The organism is Lentzea sp. DG1S-22 (assembly GCF_036321065.1).
GTDB classification, from domain to species: domain Bacteria; phylum Actinomycetota; class Actinomycetes; order Mycobacteriales; family Pseudonocardiaceae; genus Lentzea; species Lentzea jiangxiensis.
Window position 1 is genome coordinate 8,254,910 of the sequence record NZ_CP143276.1, and the last position, 17,955, is coordinate 8,272,864.

The following is a 17,955-nucleotide window of genomic DNA, read 5'->3' on the forward strand; positions in this document are numbered from 1 at the left end:
GGACCCGGCCAGCCTACTGATCGGCCGGGCTCGCCTCCTGCTCGCGCTGGAGCTCCTCACCGCGTTCGACCATTTCGCGCAACCAGTCCGGGACGTGCTCGTCGGCCCTCGGGAAGGCCTCCAGGTCGCGCACGAACATCATCGGGTGCAGGTCCGGTGACCACCGCGGGTTCTCGTCGTAGTTGAACGTCACCTCGGGCTCGGCTCCGCGCTGCAGCACGAACCGCGCCGACAACCACGCGCCGCGGTCCTCCCGGTACATCTGCTCGCGGAGGTCCTGCAGCCGTTCGACCATGTCCGCCAGCCGAACCTCACCCGCGAACCTGCCCTGCGCGTTCTTCGCCGACGCGGCCAGCTCGTACGCGTGGACGTTCGCCCAGACGTCCAGCGTGACGCGGTGCCACCCGACCGGAGCGCCCGCCTCCAGCAGCGCGCAGATCTCAGCGCTTCGCGTATCGGTTCGTGGGTCCATAGTTCACCTCCGGACGGTTCGGGAAGACCCGTTCCTTGGTCACCACGTTCTCCACGATCTTATTGCCGTCCGCGTCCAGCTTCGGCTTGCCGTTCGCGTCGACCTCGTACGTGACCTCCTGCCAGCGCATGGTCACCTCGTCCGGCACGCCGTCGGCGCCGCGGGTGGCCCGCACCTGGTAGTTCTGGACGTCCTGGTGCTCCTTGGAGGCGAACTCGACGAGGTAGTTCTCCTTCTCCCGCCACGACGCGGCGTGCACCCAGCCGTCGCGGATGTTGCCGGAGTTGGACGCGGCCATCTGCGGGTGCATGTTGAGGTACTCGCCGAGGCCGCCGAGCTCGTTGGCGAGCAGGTGACCGCCGGCCCACTTGACGCGCGAGTTCTCCAGCTCCTGCGGGGTGAGCTCGCGGTCCGGCGGGTTGCTCGGGTACGCGGCCTCGCCCTCCTGGTAAGCGCGCTGCTGGGCGCCCTTGCCGGAGTCGTCGTCGCGGTAGTCCGTGTTCTGCCCCTTCGCCTCGACCTCACCGGTCATCGCGTCGGTCTGGCCGTGCTCGTTCGTGTGGAACGAGAGCACCTTGTCCGGGTTGTGGGTGTTCGGCACCTGGTACTGGACGTCCGGCAGCAGCGGGTGGCTGAGGTCGGGGTTGAACCCGGACCACTTGCCCTTGCCGTCGATCGACATGTCCTGGCGGCCGGGCGTCGCCTCGACCCACTTGACCTTGCCGTCGCCGTCGGTGATGAACGTCGTGCGCGTGCCGTTCTCGTTGCGCACCGGGTACTCGGTCCACGGCCGCAGCGGCTGGTGGTCGCGCAGCGGTGCGGGAACCGTGTCCGGGGCCTCGACCGGCTGCAGCCGGTCGGGCTGGGTGTTGCCGTCCGGAACGGTCTCCCGGTCGCGGTGCGGCGCGTAGATCTCCTCGTTCCGGTTGAGCGGACGCGGCGGGGCGTCGGGGTTGTCCGGGTCGACCGGCTGGTGCGTCGGCCGGTCGTACTCGACGAACCGGTCGTTGTAGGTCGGGTCGTCCGGCCTGATGACCCGGTCCTTCGGGATCGGCGTGTGCTCGGGATCCGGCCTGCGCGGGGCGTCCTGGTTCTCCGGCGCGTCGCTGTTCTCCTGGCCGTCGGAGTCCCCGCGGTCCCTGGCGCCGTCGCCGTCGGTGTTCCGGTCGCTGCCGGGCGCGTACCCGTCCTCGCCGGCCCTGGTCCTCGACCCGTCCGGGTGGTGCGTCTCCCACTCGCCGTTCGGGGGGATCCGCGGTGAGCGCGTGCCGTCCGGGCCGATCTCCGCGTCACTGGCGAAGACGCGCCCGCTGCTGTCCGTCCACGCGGGCCTGTTCGGCGCCACGACCGGCGCGTCGAGGTGCCGCGACAACTGCTGCGCGAAGTCGTTGCCGCCCGCGTCGCAGCCGATCAGGCGGACCGGCCTGCTGCCGTCGTACCCGCTGCGGCGCAACATGTCCGCGTACTCGGCCGGCGTGTAGTGGTGCCCGCCGATGCGAGCCCGGCCGTCCGGCGTGACGTGCACGTCAGCGGTGAAGAACCGCGGGTCGTCCGGCACGCGGTGCGGCAGGTCGCCCATGTCGGGGTCGCCACCGTGGTGCGACACACCGGCGGGCGTCCGCTCGGCGTGCCGTTCGTGGGCCTGCTCCGGCGTCGGGCGCTCGTCCGCATGGGCGTTCGGGCTGTTCGGGGTGTCGCCGTCCGTGCGGCCGTCGGCGTCGGGGCCGTCGGGCCGGTGGTGCGGCTGGCCGGGCGCGTCGGGACGCTGACCGGGGTGCGTGGTGGGGCTTTCCGCACCGCGCGGGCGGGCGCCGTCCGCATCGGGCCTGTGGTGGACGGGGTCGGGCCGGCTCGGACCACCGGGGTGCCCGCCGGGCGCGTCCGTGCGGGGCCGCGAGGCGTCGGGCCGCCCGTCGGGACGCGAGCCCGGTCCGTCGGGCCTGTGCCCTGGCGCGTCAGGACGCCCGCCGGGACCGTGACCACCCGGCGCGTGCGACCCGGGACCACCGGCGTGCGGCGCACCGGGACCACCCGGACTCGGCGTGAAGCCGGGCTGCTGCGGCACGTGCGGCGAGCCGGGAGCGTTGGGCGCGTTCGGACTCGTGTGCGGCGCGGACGGGCCGTCCGCGTGAGTGGGAGACGTGGTCGACTGCGGACGCGTGGGCGCGTCCGTCCGCCCCGCCGGCGAAGTCGTGCCAGGACCGTGCGGCCCGTCCGGCGAGTGCGGGGCACCGCCACCGGGACCGTGCGGTGCACCAGGACCGCCATGCGGTGCGTTCGGAGCGGACGGCCCGCTCGGGCTGTGGGGCGCACCCGGTCCGGACGGCCCACCGTGCGGCGCGTTCGGGCTGTGCGGCGCGCTGGGAGCGTTCGGCGACCCGGACGGCCCGAAACCGGGCTGCGACGGCGCCGACGGCCGAGCCGGCGAGGGCGACACGTCCGGCGTGCGCTGCGACGGCATGCCCGACCCGAGATCGCCGCGAGAGCCCGGCGTACCGGTCCACCCCCCGCCGGCCCCGGGACGCGCACCGCCGGCAGCCGGCGGACTGCCCGGCGCCCCTGCACCGGGCGTTCCCGCTGGACCACCCGTCGGCCCCTGCTGCGCAGTGGTCGGAGAGCCGGCCGACGGACCCCCGTCACGCGGCGCGGAAGGCGCGTGCTGCGTCGGAGCCTCCGGCGTGGTGACACCCGCCTGGCTCGTCTGACCGGTGTTGCGCGGCACCGCCGGGGCGTCCGGCGTCGATCCCGGCCCGTTCGCACTCGGAGCCGACGGCCCACCCGGAGGCGGCCCGCCCGCGGGCCCGCCGCTCGACGGCGACCCGGCCGAAGGCGACGACGGCGAACCGGGCGCCGGAGCGTTCGGCGAACCGGGCCCGTCCGGGCTCGGCGACGACGAAGGCGAGGGCCCGTTCGACGAAGGCGACGGCGAAGGTCCGCTCGGAGCTGGGGGAGGCGAGGACGAGGACGGCGGCGAGGACGGCGACGACCCGGTCGAAGGCGACGTCGGGCTGGAACCGTCCGGCGAGGACGGTGAAGGGGAAGACGAAGACGAGGTCGGCGATGAGTCCGGAGTGGACGAAGAAGAGTCGGGCGACGAAGGCGTGCCACGCCCACCCGACGGCGAGAGGTCCGGGGCGTCGGTGCGGTGGAACAACCCGCCCGGCTTGATGGACTTCGTGGAGATCACGTCGAGCCCGGTCACCTTGCCGACCAGCTTGCCGACGACCTTCATGATCTTCGTGAAGACCTCGACGATCTTGCCGAGCAGCGGCGAGACCTTCTTGATGGTCTTGATGAGCTTCTGGATCAGCTCACCGATCCGCGTGGCCCACTTGGAGATCGCCGTGACGGCCTGCGCCACGATCACCGGCGTGCCGAACCCGAGCGTGAACACCGCCTCGAGCACCCACGTGATCAGCTTCGCCACCAGGTCGGCGATCAGGTCGCGCACCATCTCGCGCACGAAGCCGACCACCATGCCCATGACACCGACAACGGTGCCAACCGAACCGGCGGTGGAAGCGGCACCGGCGAGCGCGTCCCCCTGGGCCCCGGCAGCCGCCCGATAAGCGTCCGCGGCCGCGCCTTCCCACTGCGCCGTGCCCTGCTGCACCGCCTGCTGGTAGTCCTGAGCGATCTTGCCGAGTTCCTCGGACACCTTGTTCCACGTCGCCGAGTACGACTCGATGACCGGCGGATCACCCGCGAGCCAGTCCAACGCCTCCTTGAGAGGCTGCATGTGCTCCATCAGGAACGAAGCCGCGGACGACAACAACGTCCCGAAGGGGTCGATCGCCATGGAAGCGGCGTCCGCGACCAGCCCCACCATGCCCAGGCCGCCCTCGACCCAGTTGCCGTCCTTGATGCCGTTGAACGTGTCCATCGCCGACTCGGCGATGGAGATGCCCGTCATCCAGCCGTTGTCACCGGTGCCGGCGTTCACGAACCCGGACGGCGCGGCATCGGGCTGGACCACCAGAGGGTTCGACATCACTTGCCTCCGAAGGTCTCGGCGACGTTCCTGGCCACCACTCGACAAGGCCCGGCGCGACCCCGGCCGGAGATCCTCGACGCCGAACCGGCGATGTCCTCGGGCACCGTGCCGTCCTTCCCCCTGAACGCAGCGGTACGTACTCGGTCCACAGGATGACGCAGCGCTGCACGGACCGGTTCCACTCGGCCCGCAAATGGGCCGGACAGAGCAACAGCGCTGCCCCGAAGTGCTCAGTACCCGTTCTCCCGGCGGTCTCGAGGCACGGCAAAGGCGGAGGCCCGGAACCATTCCTGGTTCCGGGCCTCCGACCTGTGCGGGTGCTCGTCAGATCAAGCGCACCACGTGTTGCCGGTGTACTGCAGTTTGCCGGAAAGAATCCAGCCCCATTTTCCGTTCGCGACGTTGAACCCGTAGTAGCGGGGGCTTCCCTGGATTCGAACGTTGAACGTGTCGTTGGGGTAGGCCCAGCCGACGAAGGAACCACCGCTTTCCGCGTTGGTCATGTCGCCGTAGCTCGTGACGGTGTACTGCCAGACCTGGGTGCATTGCGCGCCCACGGGACTTGCCACCTGCTCGCCGGCGGGAAGTGCTTGAGCGGGCGAAGTCCCGCCAAGAGCTGACACGCCGAGTACGGCAATCCCAAGAGCAATACCGCGCAACTTGCTCAATGCGAACTCCCGGAAGATGTCGTTAGGGAACGAACGATTCAGAGTCTCGCTGAGCCTGGCGACGAGGTCTAGCTCCGATCCAGTGCTGAGGCTGCGGCAACCGGACGGCGCGTGGATCAAAGCGGATAACGCGCTGTAACCAATGGCCGGTCGTGTTCGGTGAGCGAGGTACGGCCGAATGCCGGTTTACGCCCTGCGCGCGGCTCGCCCCTCATCGTCTTCACTCTCTCGTCGAGCAGATGAGGACGTGGTCGAGGATCTCGTGCCGGATGGTGCCGATGATGCGTTCGCAGTGGGCGTTCGTCCGCGGTGCCTGCGGCGCACTCTTGATCACGCGTGGTTCGTCGGCTCCGAAGACGGCGTCGAACACCTCGCTGTACTTGCCGTCGCGGTCGCGCAGCAGGAAGTGCAGTGACTCCATCCGCGTTCCGAGGTCGGCGGTGAGGTTCCTGGCCTGCTGCACAGCTACCTGTCCTCCAACGCCGGTGCCGCATTCACCGGCGTCGTACAGGATCCTGCCCGACTGACCTCCACCGCAGGCGCGTTGGCGTTCGCGGCGTGGGTCGTCGTCACGCTGATCGTCGCTGCGGTGCTGCTACGCATAGCCGGCCTCGGACTGCGAGGACGCCGGTGCCGAGGTTCAGTGGTTGGTCGCTTCGGCTGTGGCGTCGGCGTACTTGATGATCAGGCGTGCGAGTTCGTGGCGTTCGGTCTCGGGCCAGTCGCGGGTGATGTACTCGAATGCCTGACGTTGTTGTGACCGGAAGCGGTCGCGCAGTGCGATTCCTGCTTCGGTGAGTTGCAGTACCGCGCGACGGCCGTCGGCCTGGGACGGCACGCGCAGCAGGTAGCCGTGTGCGATGCAGTCGCCGACCATCCTGCTGGCCACCGACGGGTCGATCCCGAGTGCCTCGGCCACGCCGCCGACGCTGATCTCGCCCACCGCCTCGTCGACGACGTTGAGCACCAGGTTGCGGTTCATGTCCTTGCGCTCGACCGGCGGATCCACCGGCACCTGCGTCGTGCGCCTGCGCAGCCGGGCGAACGCCGGGCCCACTGCGTCCAGCAGCAGATCCGCCTCGCGACGGCCCTCGGACTTGTCCCTCTTCGCCACAGGCCGAGTCTAGAGCCAGCCACGCGGTGGCGATCGCCTTGTCACCTGAGGGAACTCTCAGCATCGGCACGGGCCTCCACGAAAAGCATGTAGTTTGCATGTATAGACGCTATGCACATACATGCCGAACGTCATTGAAGGGGTTGTTCTCGATGTGTCCGATCAACCGTCGCGTGCTGCTGAAGTCGGCAGGCCTGACGGCAGCCGCGGTGGGCTCGTCAACGGTGCTGGGAGCCTGCACCGGTAACTCACCGCAGCAGCCGCAGGGCCTGACGGCCATCACGAATGCGCGGATTTTCGACGGTGAACGGGTGCTCGACCAGCGCACCGTCCTGATCGAGGGCGGCTCGATCGTTGCGGTCACCGGCACTCCGCCGCCGCACGCCCAGATCGTTGACGCCGGCGGCGCCACGCTGCTGCCCGGGCTGATCGACTCCCACGTGCACACCTCGGAGGAAGGCCTGCGCGACGCCCTGCTGTTCGGCGTCACCACAGAACTGGAGATGCAGGGAGGTTTCGACGCGGCGGGGCGCAAGTCGATCGCGAACCGGGATGACCTCGCGGACGTCCGTTCAGCCGGGTTCGGCCTGACCGCGCCGGGCGGGCACCCCAGCGAACTGGTTCCCGACGACGCTCAGCCGGACACGGGCGACGGAGAGGGTCCGCCAGAGGGCGAATCCGGGGCGAACCCTGCCGAATCGGAGGTCACCACACCGGAGCAGGCCGTCGCCGCGGTGCGCACCCGAGCCGAAGGGGGCTCCGACTTCATCAAGATCATGATCGAGGACGGGCACGTCCTCGGCGCGCCCAACCTGCCGATGATGAGCAACGCCACGGTCATGGCGGCAGTGCTGGAGGCACGACGGCTGGGCAAGCTCACCGTCGCGCACACGCTGACCGTGGCGGCGACCGAGCAGGCCATCGCCGCCGGCATGGACGGCCTGGCACATTTGTTCATCGACCGGCCGCACACGCCACAGATCATCGAGAACATGGTGCGGTCCGGCGTGTTCGTGACTCCGTGCCTGTGCCTCAACGCCTCCATCATGGGCCGGACCGGCGCCGAACTCGCGGCGGACTCACGCGTGGGTCCGAAGCTGAGCCCTGAGTGGCTCGCGACGCTCAACGGCAGCCTCGACAAGTACCCGCAGGGCGACTTCGACGCGGTCCTCGCGACCGTCGCGGCGCTGCACACGGCCGGCGTGGACATCCTCGTCGGCACGGACGTGTCCGTCGCGTGGCCCGAGCTCGGCGGCATGGCCCACGGCGCCAGCGTCCACCACGAGATGCAACTGCTGGTCAAAGCCGGCCTCACCCCTATCGCGGCGTTGAAGGCAGCGACGTCCACGCCCGCACGGCGGTTCGGGCTGCTCGACCGGGGTCGCATCGCCGCCGGAGCACGCGCGGACCTGCTGCTGGTCGAAGGCGATCCGACGACGAAGATCAGCGACTCGCTGTCGATCAAGGACGTCTGGCGCCGAGGCGTTCGTCAGGCGAGAAAGTAGTCCTGCCTCCAACATCCACGCCGCCCCTACTTCCCCGGAACGGTGGAACGACCATGACCATCGCCATCACCAACGCACGGATCTTCGACGGCCGGGAAGTGCTTGACGCACGAACGGTTCTCATCGAGGACGGACTGATCACCGGCGTCGGCCGCGAGGCCCCCGCCGATGCAGAGATCGTCGACGCCCGCAGCGGCACCCTGCTGCCAGGGCTGATCGACGCACACGTCCACACCGGTGAGGAACCCCTCGCTCTCGCTCTCCGTTTCGGGGTGACGACGGAACTGGAGATGCAGGGCAGTCACACGCGCGGCAACCGCGGTCACATCACGGACAACGACACCGTCGCCGATGTGCGCTCGGCAGGCTTCGCCATCACCCCGCCGGGAGGACATCCCAGCGAACTGTTCCCGGAAGGCTTCGAGCCGGTAGGCGACCGCACCATCCGATACCCCAACGGTGACTTCGGTCCGCCGGTCATGCCGTTCTCGACCACTCCGGAGCAGGCGGTCGCCTTCATCCCCCAGCTGGTCGAAACCGGCTCGGACTACATCAAGTTCATGGTCGACGACGGCAGCGTCGAAGGACATCCGGGAATCCCCGCGCTCGACCAGGCGACCCTGGACGCGGGAGTCGCGGAGGCCAAACGCCACGGCATGCTCACGATCGCGCACGCCCTGACCGTCGACGCCACCTGGATGGCCCTCGAAGCGGGCATCGACGGCTTCGCCCACCTGTTCTTGGATCAACCCCACAACGACCAGATCATCGGCTTGATCGCCCGCTCGGGAACCTTCGTCGTACCGTGCGTGGTGCTGAACGCCTCCTTGATGGGCATCACGGGCTCCGAGTTCGCGGCGGACCCGCGAGTGAGCTCCCGGCTGGACGACGCATGGATGAAGACGCTGTGCTCCAGCTTCGACCTCTACCACCAGGGTGCTCTCAGCGACGTCATGGCTTCGGTGGCGGCGCTGAACCAGGCCGGCGTCGATCTGATCGTGGGCACCGACGCCTCGGTGCCCGTACCGTTCCTCGGCGGTCTCGCCCACGGCGCGAGCGTCCACCACGAACTCCAGTACCTCGTCAAGGCAGGCCTCACTCCTGTCGAGGCACTGCGCGCGGCAACCAGCACCCCGGCACGTCGCTTCGGCCTCACCGACCGCGGGCGGATCGCCGAAGGCTTGCGCGCGGACCTGCTGCTGGTCGAGGGCGACCCCACGTCGATCATCTCCGACACGCTCGGCATCCAGGCGGTCTGGCGGCGCGGCGTGAGGCTCAAGTCCGACTGATCGGGGCCGGTTCTTCGACGTACCAAGGGGATGTCTCAACACCGCGAGCATCGGTGTCCCGCCCGCCGCGGTGTCGGCAATGTGGCAGCGACGTTGAACAGGTGGGGAACAGGCGCACTCCGATCGACCGAGTTGGACGCCCACGTCGAGCGGGCTCGACAAGGCTTCGCAGACTTCGTGCGCGTGGACGGCGACCGGGTGGCGATCGGTTCGGCTGTCTCCTCCCTCGTTGGTCTGGTCGCGGCAAGCGTGCCCGACGACTCACGGGTTCTCGTGACGACGGGAGATTTCACCAGCGTCGTGTGGCCCTTCGCCGTGCAAGGTTCCCGCGGTGTGACGGTGACCGAGGTCGACGTCGCCGACGTCGGTCACCGCGCTCCGCCACAGGTGGAGCCCCGGTCCCTGCGTACCCCTGGCACGGCCAGATCTCACCGGACAGCCCTCGGCTCGTGGTCGGACACCCGCGCAATCCGGCCCGGACCGGTCAGGCTGATCACGTGCCGGCAGTCCAGCGCCGGGTAGGACTCGGTCCACGCGTGGGCCGCTCCTCACATCCATGAAGGCGGGGAGTTGCGGGAGTGCCCAGCGGGAGAGGTCTGCGGGAGCCACTCGGGCCTGTGCGTACGCCGCCTACATCCGCTCCGTCGTCTTCTGCCGCACCAGTTGACGAGCTGTTGATCAGGTGATGGGAGGAGCGCCGATCGGTTCCAGGCCGCGCCAGGGCCACAGGTCCGAGCCGCACACGCAGGTGACAGCGGTGCGGATGACCGCGTCGGTCGGGTGGAGGATCTTCGGGTCCTCCAGAGCTTCGGAGCGGACGTCGCCGGGGCGTGGATCACTGCTCCGCGCATGAAGTGGCCTTTCGGTGTCGAGCCGAGCGGTGTCTCACGCGGACGGTGATCCACCGGTGAGGTCGAGATGTGGGTTCGGCGGGGGCCTGACCCGTTGCCCACCCAGGAAAGTCGCCGGGATTCATCCGGGGAAGGCACTGTCCACAGGTGTACTGACAGGGCGTCCTTCGCCGACACGACACCGTAGGAACCGCGAACCGGTGCGGCCGGGTCCTGCGGCATCTGCGATCGGCGCGGTCGCGTGCTTCGATCAGCGCTCGGTCACGACGAGATGCTGGTTTCGGAGGCCGCCCAGGAGGCGAGCAGCGACAGCGCCTGCGCGGTCGGCGAGCCGGGTTCGGCGGCGTAGATCGTCATGATGAGATCCGGCTCGGCCCGCAGTTCCATGCTCTCGTACGCCAGGTCGAGATCGCCGACGACGTGGTGGCGAAAGGTTTTCATACCGGTGCCGTGGATGCGGACGTTGTGCGCGCCCCAGCGGCGGCGGAACTCGTCGCTGCGCGTGGACAGCTCGCCCACGAGGTCATGCAGGCTTTTGTCGTGCGGATCGACGCCTGCGGCGGTGCGCAGATTCGCCACCAGCATGTCGGCGGCGACGTCCCAGTTCGGGTAGAACCGGCGCGCGGCAGGGTCGAGGAAGGTGAACCGGCCGAAGTTCGGCGCACCGGCTGATCCGGTGTAGACATCGCTGTACATCGCACGGCCGAGCAGGTTCGCGGCGAGCAGGTCCTGACGCAGGTTCACCACGATCGCCGGGCCGGTGACGCTGTCGAGCGACCACTGCAGGCTCGGCCGGATCGCGCGCTGTTTCGACTTGCGGGTGGGGCGCAACAGCGCGCCGCTGCCGTTGGCCTCCTGTGCCAGCCGCAGCAGGTGGGCCCGCTCGGCGTCGTCGAGTTGCAGGGCGCGGGCGATCGCCTCCAGCACACCGGGGGAGACCCCGGCGAGCTGACCGCGCTCGAGCTTGGCGTAGTACTCCACGCTCATCCCGGCCAGTGCGGCCACCTCGGTGCGGCGCAGCCCAGGGACGCGGCGCTGCCCCGCGGTCGGCAGGCCGGCCTGCTCAGGCGTGACCTTGGCACGCCGCGAAGTGAGGAAGTCGTGCACTTCGGCTCGGTTGTTCACGTTCTCGACGGTACGACGCATCCCGCTGAACTGGGATGTACTGCCGATACACCTATGGCTGGTGTCTTCTTGGCGCCGCCCGCAACGGGTTTGCTCAGATACATGCCCTCACCGATCTCCGCACCGGCGCCGCCGGCCGACAGGGGCGTGGCCCGCCCGGTGCGTCGCCAGGCGCGGCTCACCGCCGGTCTGGTCGCCACCGTGATCTTCCTGACCGCGATCGCGCCGCTGGCCACCGACATGTACGTGCCGGCGTTCCCCCGCGTCGCGGGTGACCTGACGGCCACGGCGACGCAGGTGCAGCTGACTCTGACCACCTTCTTCGTCGGCATGGCCCTCGGGCAGCTCATCGGCGGCCCGGTGTCCGACCAGCACGGCCGGCGGCGGCTGCTGACCGCCTCGATCGTCGTCATGACGGTCGCCTCGGTCGTGTGCGCTCTCAGCCCCTCCATCGCGGTCATGATGGCGGGACGCTTCCTGCAGGGCTTCGCCGGCGGCTGGGCGATGGTGATCGGCCGGGCCGTCATCGTCGACCTCGCTCGTGGCGCCCGGCTGGTGCGCATCTTGAACGTCATCGCGGCCGTCGGCGGTATCGCGCCGATCGTCGGGCCGTTGCTCGGCGCGGTCGTCCTGCAGCTGTCGCACTGGCGGGTGTCGTTCTGGGCCGTCGCGGCCATGGGCGTGGCGATGACCCTCGCTGTGCTGGTGGCCGTACCGGAGACGCTGCCGGTCGAGCAGCGGCACGGCGGCGGTCTGCGGGCGTTCGTGACCAACGGACGGCTGGTGCTGCGCCAGCGCCGCTACATCGGGTATGTGCTGGTCAGCGGGTCGGCGATGGGGGCGGTGTTCGCCTATGTGGCGACATCGGCGTTCGTGCTGCAATCGATGAACGGAATGTCCCCGCTCGCGTACTCGGCAAACTTCGCCGCCAACGCCGCCGGTATGACGGCCGCCGCGCTGATCGCCGCCCGGCTCGCCGGACGCGTCGCGACACGCAAGGTCATCGCCGCCGGACAGATCGCCGCCCTGCTGGCCGGCGTGGCGATGCTCGCCGGTGCGCTGTGGTGGGACACCCCACTGCCGCTCGCGATCGTCTGCTTCGCCGTGCTCATGACCGCGCAGGGCCTCATCGGCCCCAACGGCGGGGCACTCGCCTCCGCGGAGGTCCCCGAGCACCCCGGCACCGGCTCGGCGGTTCTCGGCTTCGTCCAGTGGATCGCCGCCGGCGTCATCGCCCCGATCGCCGGACTCGGCGGCGAGCACACCGCAGTACCGATGGCCCTGCTGATGATCACGTGCGTCGCGCTGTCCATGTCGGGCCTGCTCCTCCTCGCCCGACCTGGGAAGACGCCCACCGGACCAGCGGGCGCGGGCGCCTGAACAGCCATCACCGACCGTCTCGTCCTTCCCACCAATCGAATGTGAGGACCACTTCATGGAACGTCGCAAAGCGCTCGGACTGTTCGCTGCGACCGCCGCCTCCTTCGCGGCTCTGCCCTCCCTCGGCGCGGGGACCAGCCTCGCCGAAGACGCCACAGGACAGGGCAGGGGCGGCTACACCTTCGCGCTGGACAAGAACGTCAAGCGGACGTCGGTGCGGTTCAAGAACCGCTACGGCATCCAGGTCGCCGGGGACCTCTATGTGCCGAAGAACGCCAGGGGCGCACTGCCCGCCCTGGTGGTCAGCGGACCGTTCGGCGCGGTCAAGGAACAGTCCTCGGGCCTGTACGCCAACGAGTTCGCCCGCCGCGGCTACGTCGCCCTCGCCTTCGACCCCTCCTGCACCGGGGAGAGCGGCGGCACGGTGCGCGACGTGGCCTCACCCGACATCTACACCGAGGACTACAGCGCCGCCGTCGACTTCCTCGGTCTGCAGAAAATCGTCGACCGCGAGCGCATCGGTGCCATGGCCGTTTGCGGGTTGAGCGGCATGGCGCTCACCGCGGCCGCCGCGGACAGCCGCATCAAGGCCGTCGCCACGACCTCGATGTACGACATGTCGCGCAGCATGTCCCGCGGCCACCAGGACTACTACACCCGCGAGCAGCGCCAGAAGGTCGTCGACCACCTCAGCCGGCAGCGCTGGATCGACGCCGAGAACGGCACCTGCGCGCGGCTCTCCCACGAGGTCCCCTTCGACCAGAACGGCAACGTTGCCCCTACCGACCGTGTCCTGCCCAAGACCCTCCCACCGGACGCCGACCCGATCACGAGGATCTTCTTCGACTACTACCGCACCGAGCGCGGATTCCACCCGCGCTCGATCAACTCGACCACCGCGTGGACCGCTACCACGCCGATGTCGTTCTTCGCCTTCCCGCTGATGACGAACATCGACATGCTGGCGCCCCGCAAAGCCCTTCTGGTCGCCGGTGCGGATGCGCACTCCCGCTACTACTCCGAGGACGTCCGGGCGATGGCCCCCGGCACCGTCGACCTCGTGATCGTCCCCGGCGCGGACCACGTCGACCTGTACGACCGCAAGGACCTCATCCCCTTTGACAGGCTCGACGAGTTCTTCACCACCAACCTCGCCTGACCGCGAGTGCGTCCGCCGCGGAAGCGGCCCTCTGGGAAACGGTCGGAACGGTCACCCCGCGCAGCTTGCTGATGGCGCACCGCGGGCACGGATTGCCTACCGCGCGCACAGACCCGATCAACCCGCGCAAGCGCACGAACCGAACGAGAACCAGTCGCCAGCGCGGGACTTCGCTGCCAACCGATGACAGCCCGTTCGACACATCGTCGCGGGCGGGCTCATCTGACATGGACATGGAGACGCCCATGCCAGCCTCACGCACGGTCGTCTGCGCAGCGCTGTTGACGGTCGTCGGAGTGACCGTCACCGGCTGCGGTGGAACGCCATCGACCTCACCCGGCAGCGCCCGGGACGCAACCCGCTCACCGACAGCCGCAGCGCCGCAGCCAAGCGGCACCCCCAGCGACACGGACTCCTCGCCTCACCAGGAAGAGCAGATGAAGATCCAGATCACCGTCGGCGACCAGCGCCTTCAAGCCACGATCTTCGACAGCGCCACTGGCCGTGACCTCATCGCCCAGCTACCCCTGACCATCGACATGATCGATCACGGCTCGGTGGAGAAAACCGGACCGCTGCCCGCACCGCTGTCACGGAACGGTCAACCAGACGGCGCGGACCCCGACATCGGCGATGTCGGGTACTACGCGCCCGGCAACGATCTCGTCTTCTACTACGGCGACCAGTCCTACTATTCCGGCATTGTGATCATCGGACGTCTGGACGGCGACGCCTCCAGCCGCATCGCCGACCTGGACGGCGCCATCACCGCAACTGTCGAAATCCACACCGAATGAACTGGTGACCAACTCACCGCCCACGCCGAGCCCCGGTCGCGGGGCGGTCGGCCTGTGGACCCACTCCAATGTGCGCGACACCCTCACCACCCCGAAGTACACCGGGCACATGGTGTGGAACCGCCGCGCCCGCAAACCCGGAGGCAACGCCCGCAACCCCGTCTCCGAATGGATTCGGTCACCCGAACCGTTCACCCGGCAGGGAGAGATGATTCCGCTGTGGCCTTCTGCGCGCTGGGCGACTGCCCGACCTGCCTCACTCCGGAGGTCTACTGTCCGGATCGGCTCACAGGGACGACCGCTTTGCTGCAGAGTCTGGACCGCAGGCACGAACTCGAGAGCGTGATCAGGTTCCTCGGGTGGTGCGGCTGGCGCGGTTGGGTCACAAGCGCAAGGGCGTCAACGACAACTACTCGCATGTGACGGACGTCATGATCACCCGCATGCTGGCGTGATTGCAGCGCCGCTGGGAAGAGGACGGGGATGGACCTGGGAGCGGGAAAACGGGCCGTCAGCGGCATGAACACTTAGGTACCGCGAATGTGTTCATCAGGCCGTGCTCTCCGTTCGCTCCCCGCAACGACAGACGGCCTGCCGATGGAATCCATCGACAGGCCGTCTGATCAGGTAAAACGCACTGTGGGCGATACTGGGATCGAACCAGTGACCTCTTCGGTGTGAACGAAGCGCTCTCCCGCTGAGCTAAACGCCCGTGTTCTGTTGTCTTGCTGTCCCGCTCTCGCGGTGTGGCCATAGCTTACAACATCATCAACGAGAACCAAAAATCGGGCTCTGCAACCAGCTCCACTCGAGGCCGAACCAGCCGCCTACCAGCGCGAACACGTTGAGGAAGTAGCAGGTGACGAGCACGATGCCGCAGACGCCGGCCATCACGAGGCCGCGGACCCAGGACGGCTGGCGCTTGAGCCACTCGATCCAGCGGTCGTAGTAGCGCTTCGCGAACTTGAGGACTCGGCCCGCCCACTCGAACTCCGTCGCGAGGATCGCGAGGCCCGCGAAGACCACGAGCCAGCCCGGGCCGGGGTACGGGATCATGATGACGCCCGCGACCAGCACGATGCCGCCGATCACCCCGACGCCGATGCGGTAGGCGAGGTTCAGCGCCGGGTTGCGGTGGAACCAGTGGCGCCAGCCCTTGTGCTCGTCCTCGGGCTTCACGTCGGGCTTCGTCATGTGTCGATCATCCTGTTGGGACTCAGGCGGGTGCAACCTGGCCTCCCGCCACCACGTCCGAGGGTTCCGGCGGGAGCTGGCGGCCCGGTTCGAGCGACACCGCGAAGGTCGTGTGCTTGTGCGCTTCGGACGACCAGGCCAGCAGTTGCGGGTCGGTCGAACCAGCACGAACGTCGAACATCGCCAACGGTACCGGCGCTTTCGTGCTCGCACCCCAAACTACGTAAACATGGCCTGGGTCGTTCGGTTTCAGGCCCTTCGGCACCACGGCGGCGGCGGCCGAGTTCGAGAGGACGACGGCCACCTCGTCGCCCTTGTCGGTGCGCAGGACCGCCCTGTTCGTGCTCGGGTCGGCGGCCAGCGAGAGAGCCGTGTTCAGGTCGTTGGTGCGGGCTTCGGAGGCCGTCACCTGGTCCGACAGCTGATTCACGCGCACGCCGAGGTAGGCGCCTCCCGCCAGGACCGCGGCTGCGGCGGCCGCGGCCAGCAGTGCGCGGCCGGTGCGGCGGCGGTGTTGCGGGCGCAGCGGGATCGGGGCCGCCGCGTGGCGCGGGGTGTGGTGGTGCGCCGGGGGCTCCTGCGGGGTCTGCTCGATCTGCTCCATCAGCCTCGCGCGCAGGCGGGGTGGTGGCTGCTCCTGGCGGACCGCTCCGCCGATGCCCGCCAAGACCTCCTGCGTCGCCCGCACCGTGCTGCGGCACGGGGGGCAGGTCGGCAGGTGGTCGCGGACCAAAGCTTCCTCGTCGGGCTCCAAGGAGTGCATCGCCCAGCCGACGGCGAGCTCCTCCTGGGTGCACGGGTCGCCGTTCACCGGTGTGCTCCCGTCGTCTCTCCGGTCTCGCCGGTCCACAAGTTGCCCAACGTCCCTCTCAGACGTCTTATGGCGGCGAACGTGCGCGATTTCACAGTCCCCAGTGGCACGCCCGTCAGTTTCGCGACCTCGCACTGCGTGTAGCCACCCAGATAGGCGAGGGCTATCACCTGGCGCTGCTCTTCGGGCAACGTGTGGAGCGCTGCTCTGACCTCAGCGCTCACCACGCTGACCAACGCCGCGTGGTCCGAGCCCTCGGTGGGAGGCGGCGATACGTCGTCGGTGAGGGGAACAGTTCGGCGCCTTTGGGTGTTCTCTTTACGTACGGCATCCACCGCGCGGTGGTGAACCAAGGTCATCAACCAGGTGCCGAAACTTCCGCGGGTGGGGTCGAACCTGGCGGGGTGCCGCCAGAGCGCGAGGAAAGCCTCCTGGACGACGTCCTCGGCCAGTTCCGGGTCCACGCAGATGCGTCTGGCCAGCGAATAGGCTGGTGTGCCGTACCTGTCGTACAGCTCACCGAACGCCGGCCGATCGCCCTGTGCGAGCCTTTGCACGAGCTCGAAATCAGTCGGCCTGCCGTCGCGTGGCGCGACGGTCGGGCCGGGCGATTCAGCCACCAGAGATGTCCTCACGTCCAACATTCGCGCAACAGCCGGTACCGGGTTCAGGTTAGACCCAGCAAGATGGGGGTCGCTGAACATCGGCTGACGAGCGAGGAGGACACGGAGTGCGTGCAAGCGGTCGCATTGCGGAGTCGAGCTGACCCGATGGGGTGATCTGACCCCGGATCGCGAGCGTTCCTCGCCACATGCACGTCACAACGGAGGTGCTCGGTCGTTTCATTGACCGGGAAGGGAGAAGAGGGTAACGACGATGCGCAACGATCACGTGACGCTCCGCTCGACAGCGGTCTTCGACCTGCTGGCGCCGAGGACCCCCGCGGTTCCGGTTCAGGTGGAGCTGCGATACGACACGAAGGACCCGTACGCGGTAGTCGCCGCGTTCCGCACCGGCCGCGCCGGTTGGGTCGAGTGGGTGTACGCCCGCGACCTGCTCGCAGACGGTCTCATCGCCGACGCCGGCGACGGTGACGTCCGGATCCGCCCCGCCGCCGACGACCCCGAGGTCGTCGTGATCGAGCTGAGCTCCCCGTCCGGCCACGCCATGTTCGAGGCGTCCGCCCAGGAGCTCGCCGACTTCCTCGACCGCACCTACGACGTGGTCGTGCCGGGCAACGAGCACCTCTGGGTCAACGTCGACGAGGCGCTCACGCACCTCATCTCGAACGACCTGAGCTGAATAACCCGAGGTAGGGGGCCCGCGAAGGCGAAGCGGGCACCCCCGGTGAAAACCGCTTGAACCCCTCGTATAAGGTAGTTTCAACATCACGAAGTCAGTGATGTACGCGGATGTAGCGCAGTTGGTAGCGCATCACCTTGCCAAGGTGAGGGTCGCGAGTTCGAGTCTCGTCATCCGCTCTGTGGGTCCTCAGTGGAGTTTCGCTGTGGACTCATGCTCCTGGCGGAGTGGCCGAGTGGCTTAGGCAAGGGCCTGCAAAGCCCTGTACACGGGTTCGATTCCCGTCTCCGCCTC

At 68.8% G+C, this 17,955-nt stretch carries 16 protein-coding genes and 3 tRNA genes; 9 read left to right on the forward strand and 10 right to left on the reverse strand.

The window, feature by feature from the left end; all coding sequences use genetic code 11:
• Nucleotides 1-13: 13 nt before the first annotated feature.
• The 5 genes from V1227_RS39370 to V1227_RS39390 all read right to left on the reverse strand — a co-directional run bounded on the left by V1227_RS39370 (nt 14) and on the right by V1227_RS39390 (nt 6,248).
• Complete coding sequence (locus V1227_RS39370; RefSeq protein ID WP_329790155.1) at nt 14-472, reverse strand: hypothetical protein; 459 nt, start codon at nt 470-472, stop codon at nt 14-16.
• Complete coding sequence (locus tag V1227_RS39375) at nt 441-4,463, reverse strand: hypothetical protein (RefSeq protein ID WP_329790156.1); 4,023 nt, start codon at nt 4,461-4,463, stop codon at nt 441-443. The genes V1227_RS39370 and V1227_RS39375 overlap by 32 nt, the downstream gene beginning before the upstream one ends.
• Nucleotides 4,464-4,795: 332 nt before the next feature.
• Entirely contained in the window at nt 4,796-5,134 is a 339-nt protein-coding gene (locus V1227_RS39380; RefSeq protein ID WP_329790157.1) for a hypothetical protein, read from the reverse strand.
• A 220-nt stretch (nt 5,135-5,354) separates the two neighbouring features.
• The gene (locus tag V1227_RS39385; protein WP_329790158.1) at nt 5,355-5,597 is read right to left on the reverse strand and encodes a hypothetical protein; all 243 of its coding nucleotides are present in this window, start codon (nt 5,595-5,597) and stop codon (nt 5,355-5,357) included.
• Nucleotides 5,598-5,774: 177 nt separating this feature from the next.
• A complete protein-coding gene (locus V1227_RS39390; RefSeq protein ID WP_329790159.1) occupies nt 5,775-6,248 on the reverse strand; it encodes a MarR family winged helix-turn-helix transcriptional regulator in 474 nt (157 codons plus the stop codon).
• Nucleotides 6,249-6,346: 98 nt separating this feature from the next.
• Here V1227_RS39390 and V1227_RS39395 point away from each other — a divergent pair, with 98 nt between their 5' ends.
• Together V1227_RS39395 and V1227_RS39400 are read left to right on the forward strand one after the other, a co-directional pair.
• Nucleotides 6,347-7,753 carry an amidohydrolase family protein gene (locus tag V1227_RS39395; RefSeq protein WP_329790160.1) on the forward strand — a complete coding sequence of 469 codons (1,407 nt, stop codon included), beginning with the start codon at nt 6,347-6,349 and terminating at the stop codon, nt 7,751-7,753.
• Nucleotides 7,754-7,806: 53 nt separating this feature from the next.
• Nucleotides 7,807-9,042, forward strand: a complete 1,236-nt coding sequence (locus V1227_RS39400; protein WP_329790161.1) for an amidohydrolase family protein — start codon at nt 7,807-7,809, stop codon at nt 9,040-9,042.
• Nucleotides 9,043-10,154: 1,112 nt separating this feature from the next.
• On the opposite strand, the gene V1227_RS39405 is transcribed toward V1227_RS39400, so the two are convergent.
• The gene (locus V1227_RS39405) at nt 10,155-11,018 is read right to left on the reverse strand and encodes a helix-turn-helix transcriptional regulator (protein ID WP_329790162.1); all 864 of its coding nucleotides are present in this window, start codon (nt 11,016-11,018) and stop codon (nt 10,155-10,157) included.
• Between the two features lie 102 nt (nt 11,019-11,120).
• Here V1227_RS39405 and V1227_RS39410 point away from each other — a divergent pair, with 102 nt between their 5' ends.
• From V1227_RS39410 to V1227_RS40790, 4 genes are all read left to right on the forward strand, one after another.
• Entirely contained in the window at nt 11,121-12,398 is a 1,278-nt protein-coding gene (locus V1227_RS39410; RefSeq protein WP_329790163.1) for a multidrug effflux MFS transporter, read from the forward strand.
• A gap of 55 nt (nt 12,399-12,453) precedes the next feature.
• The gene (locus tag V1227_RS39415; RefSeq protein WP_329790164.1) at nt 12,454-13,557 is read left to right on the forward strand and encodes an alpha/beta hydrolase; all 1,104 of its coding nucleotides are present in this window, start codon (nt 12,454-12,456) and stop codon (nt 13,555-13,557) included.
• Between the two features lie 437 nt (nt 13,558-13,994).
• On the forward strand, nt 13,995-14,354 hold the full coding sequence (locus V1227_RS39420) for a cyclophilin-like fold protein (protein ID WP_329790165.1): 360 nt from the start codon (nt 13,995-13,997) through the stop codon (nt 14,352-14,354).
• A gap of 4 nt (nt 14,355-14,358) precedes the next feature.
• Nucleotides 14,359-14,700, forward strand: a complete 342-nt coding sequence (locus tag V1227_RS40790; protein ID WP_442916422.1) for a recombinase family protein — start codon at nt 14,359-14,361, stop codon at nt 14,698-14,700.
• Nucleotides 14,701-14,994: 294 nt separating this feature from the next.
• Here V1227_RS40790 and V1227_RS39425 read toward each other — a convergent pair.
• From V1227_RS39425 to V1227_RS39440, 4 genes are all read right to left on the reverse strand, one after another.
• Nucleotides 14,995-15,066, reverse strand: a tRNA-Val gene (locus V1227_RS39425).
• Between the two features lie 56 nt (nt 15,067-15,122).
• Nucleotides 15,123-15,548 carry a TIGR02611 family protein gene (locus tag V1227_RS39430; RefSeq protein WP_329790166.1) on the reverse strand — a complete coding sequence of 142 codons (426 nt, stop codon included), beginning with the start codon at nt 15,546-15,548 and terminating at the stop codon, nt 15,123-15,125.
• A 22-nt stretch (nt 15,549-15,570) separates the two neighbouring features.
• Entirely contained in the window at nt 15,571-16,359 is a 789-nt protein-coding gene (locus tag V1227_RS39435; RefSeq protein ID WP_329790167.1) for an anti-sigma factor, read from the reverse strand.
• On the reverse strand, nt 16,356-16,979 hold the full coding sequence (locus V1227_RS39440) for an RNA polymerase sigma factor (RefSeq protein ID WP_236217339.1): 624 nt from the start codon (nt 16,977-16,979) through the stop codon (nt 16,356-16,358). The genes V1227_RS39435 and V1227_RS39440 overlap by 4 nt, the downstream gene beginning before the upstream one ends.
• A gap of 256 nt (nt 16,980-17,235) precedes the next feature.
• On the opposite strand from V1227_RS39440, the gene V1227_RS39445 reads away from it, so the two are divergent.
• The 3 genes from V1227_RS39445 to V1227_RS39455 all read left to right on the forward strand — a co-directional run bounded on the left by V1227_RS39445 (nt 17,236) and on the right by V1227_RS39455 (nt 17,954).
• The gene (locus V1227_RS39445; protein ID WP_030477975.1) at nt 17,236-17,661 is read left to right on the forward strand and encodes an SsgA family sporulation/cell division regulator; all 426 of its coding nucleotides are present in this window, start codon (nt 17,236-17,238) and stop codon (nt 17,659-17,661) included.
• Nucleotides 17,662-17,767: 106 nt separating this feature from the next.
• Nucleotides 17,768-17,840, forward strand: a tRNA-Gly gene (locus V1227_RS39450).
• Nucleotides 17,841-17,882: 42 nt separating this feature from the next.
• Nucleotides 17,883-17,954: transfer RNA gene (locus V1227_RS39455), tRNA-Cys, on the forward strand.
• The last annotated feature ends 1 nt before the right edge of the window (nt 17,955 follow it).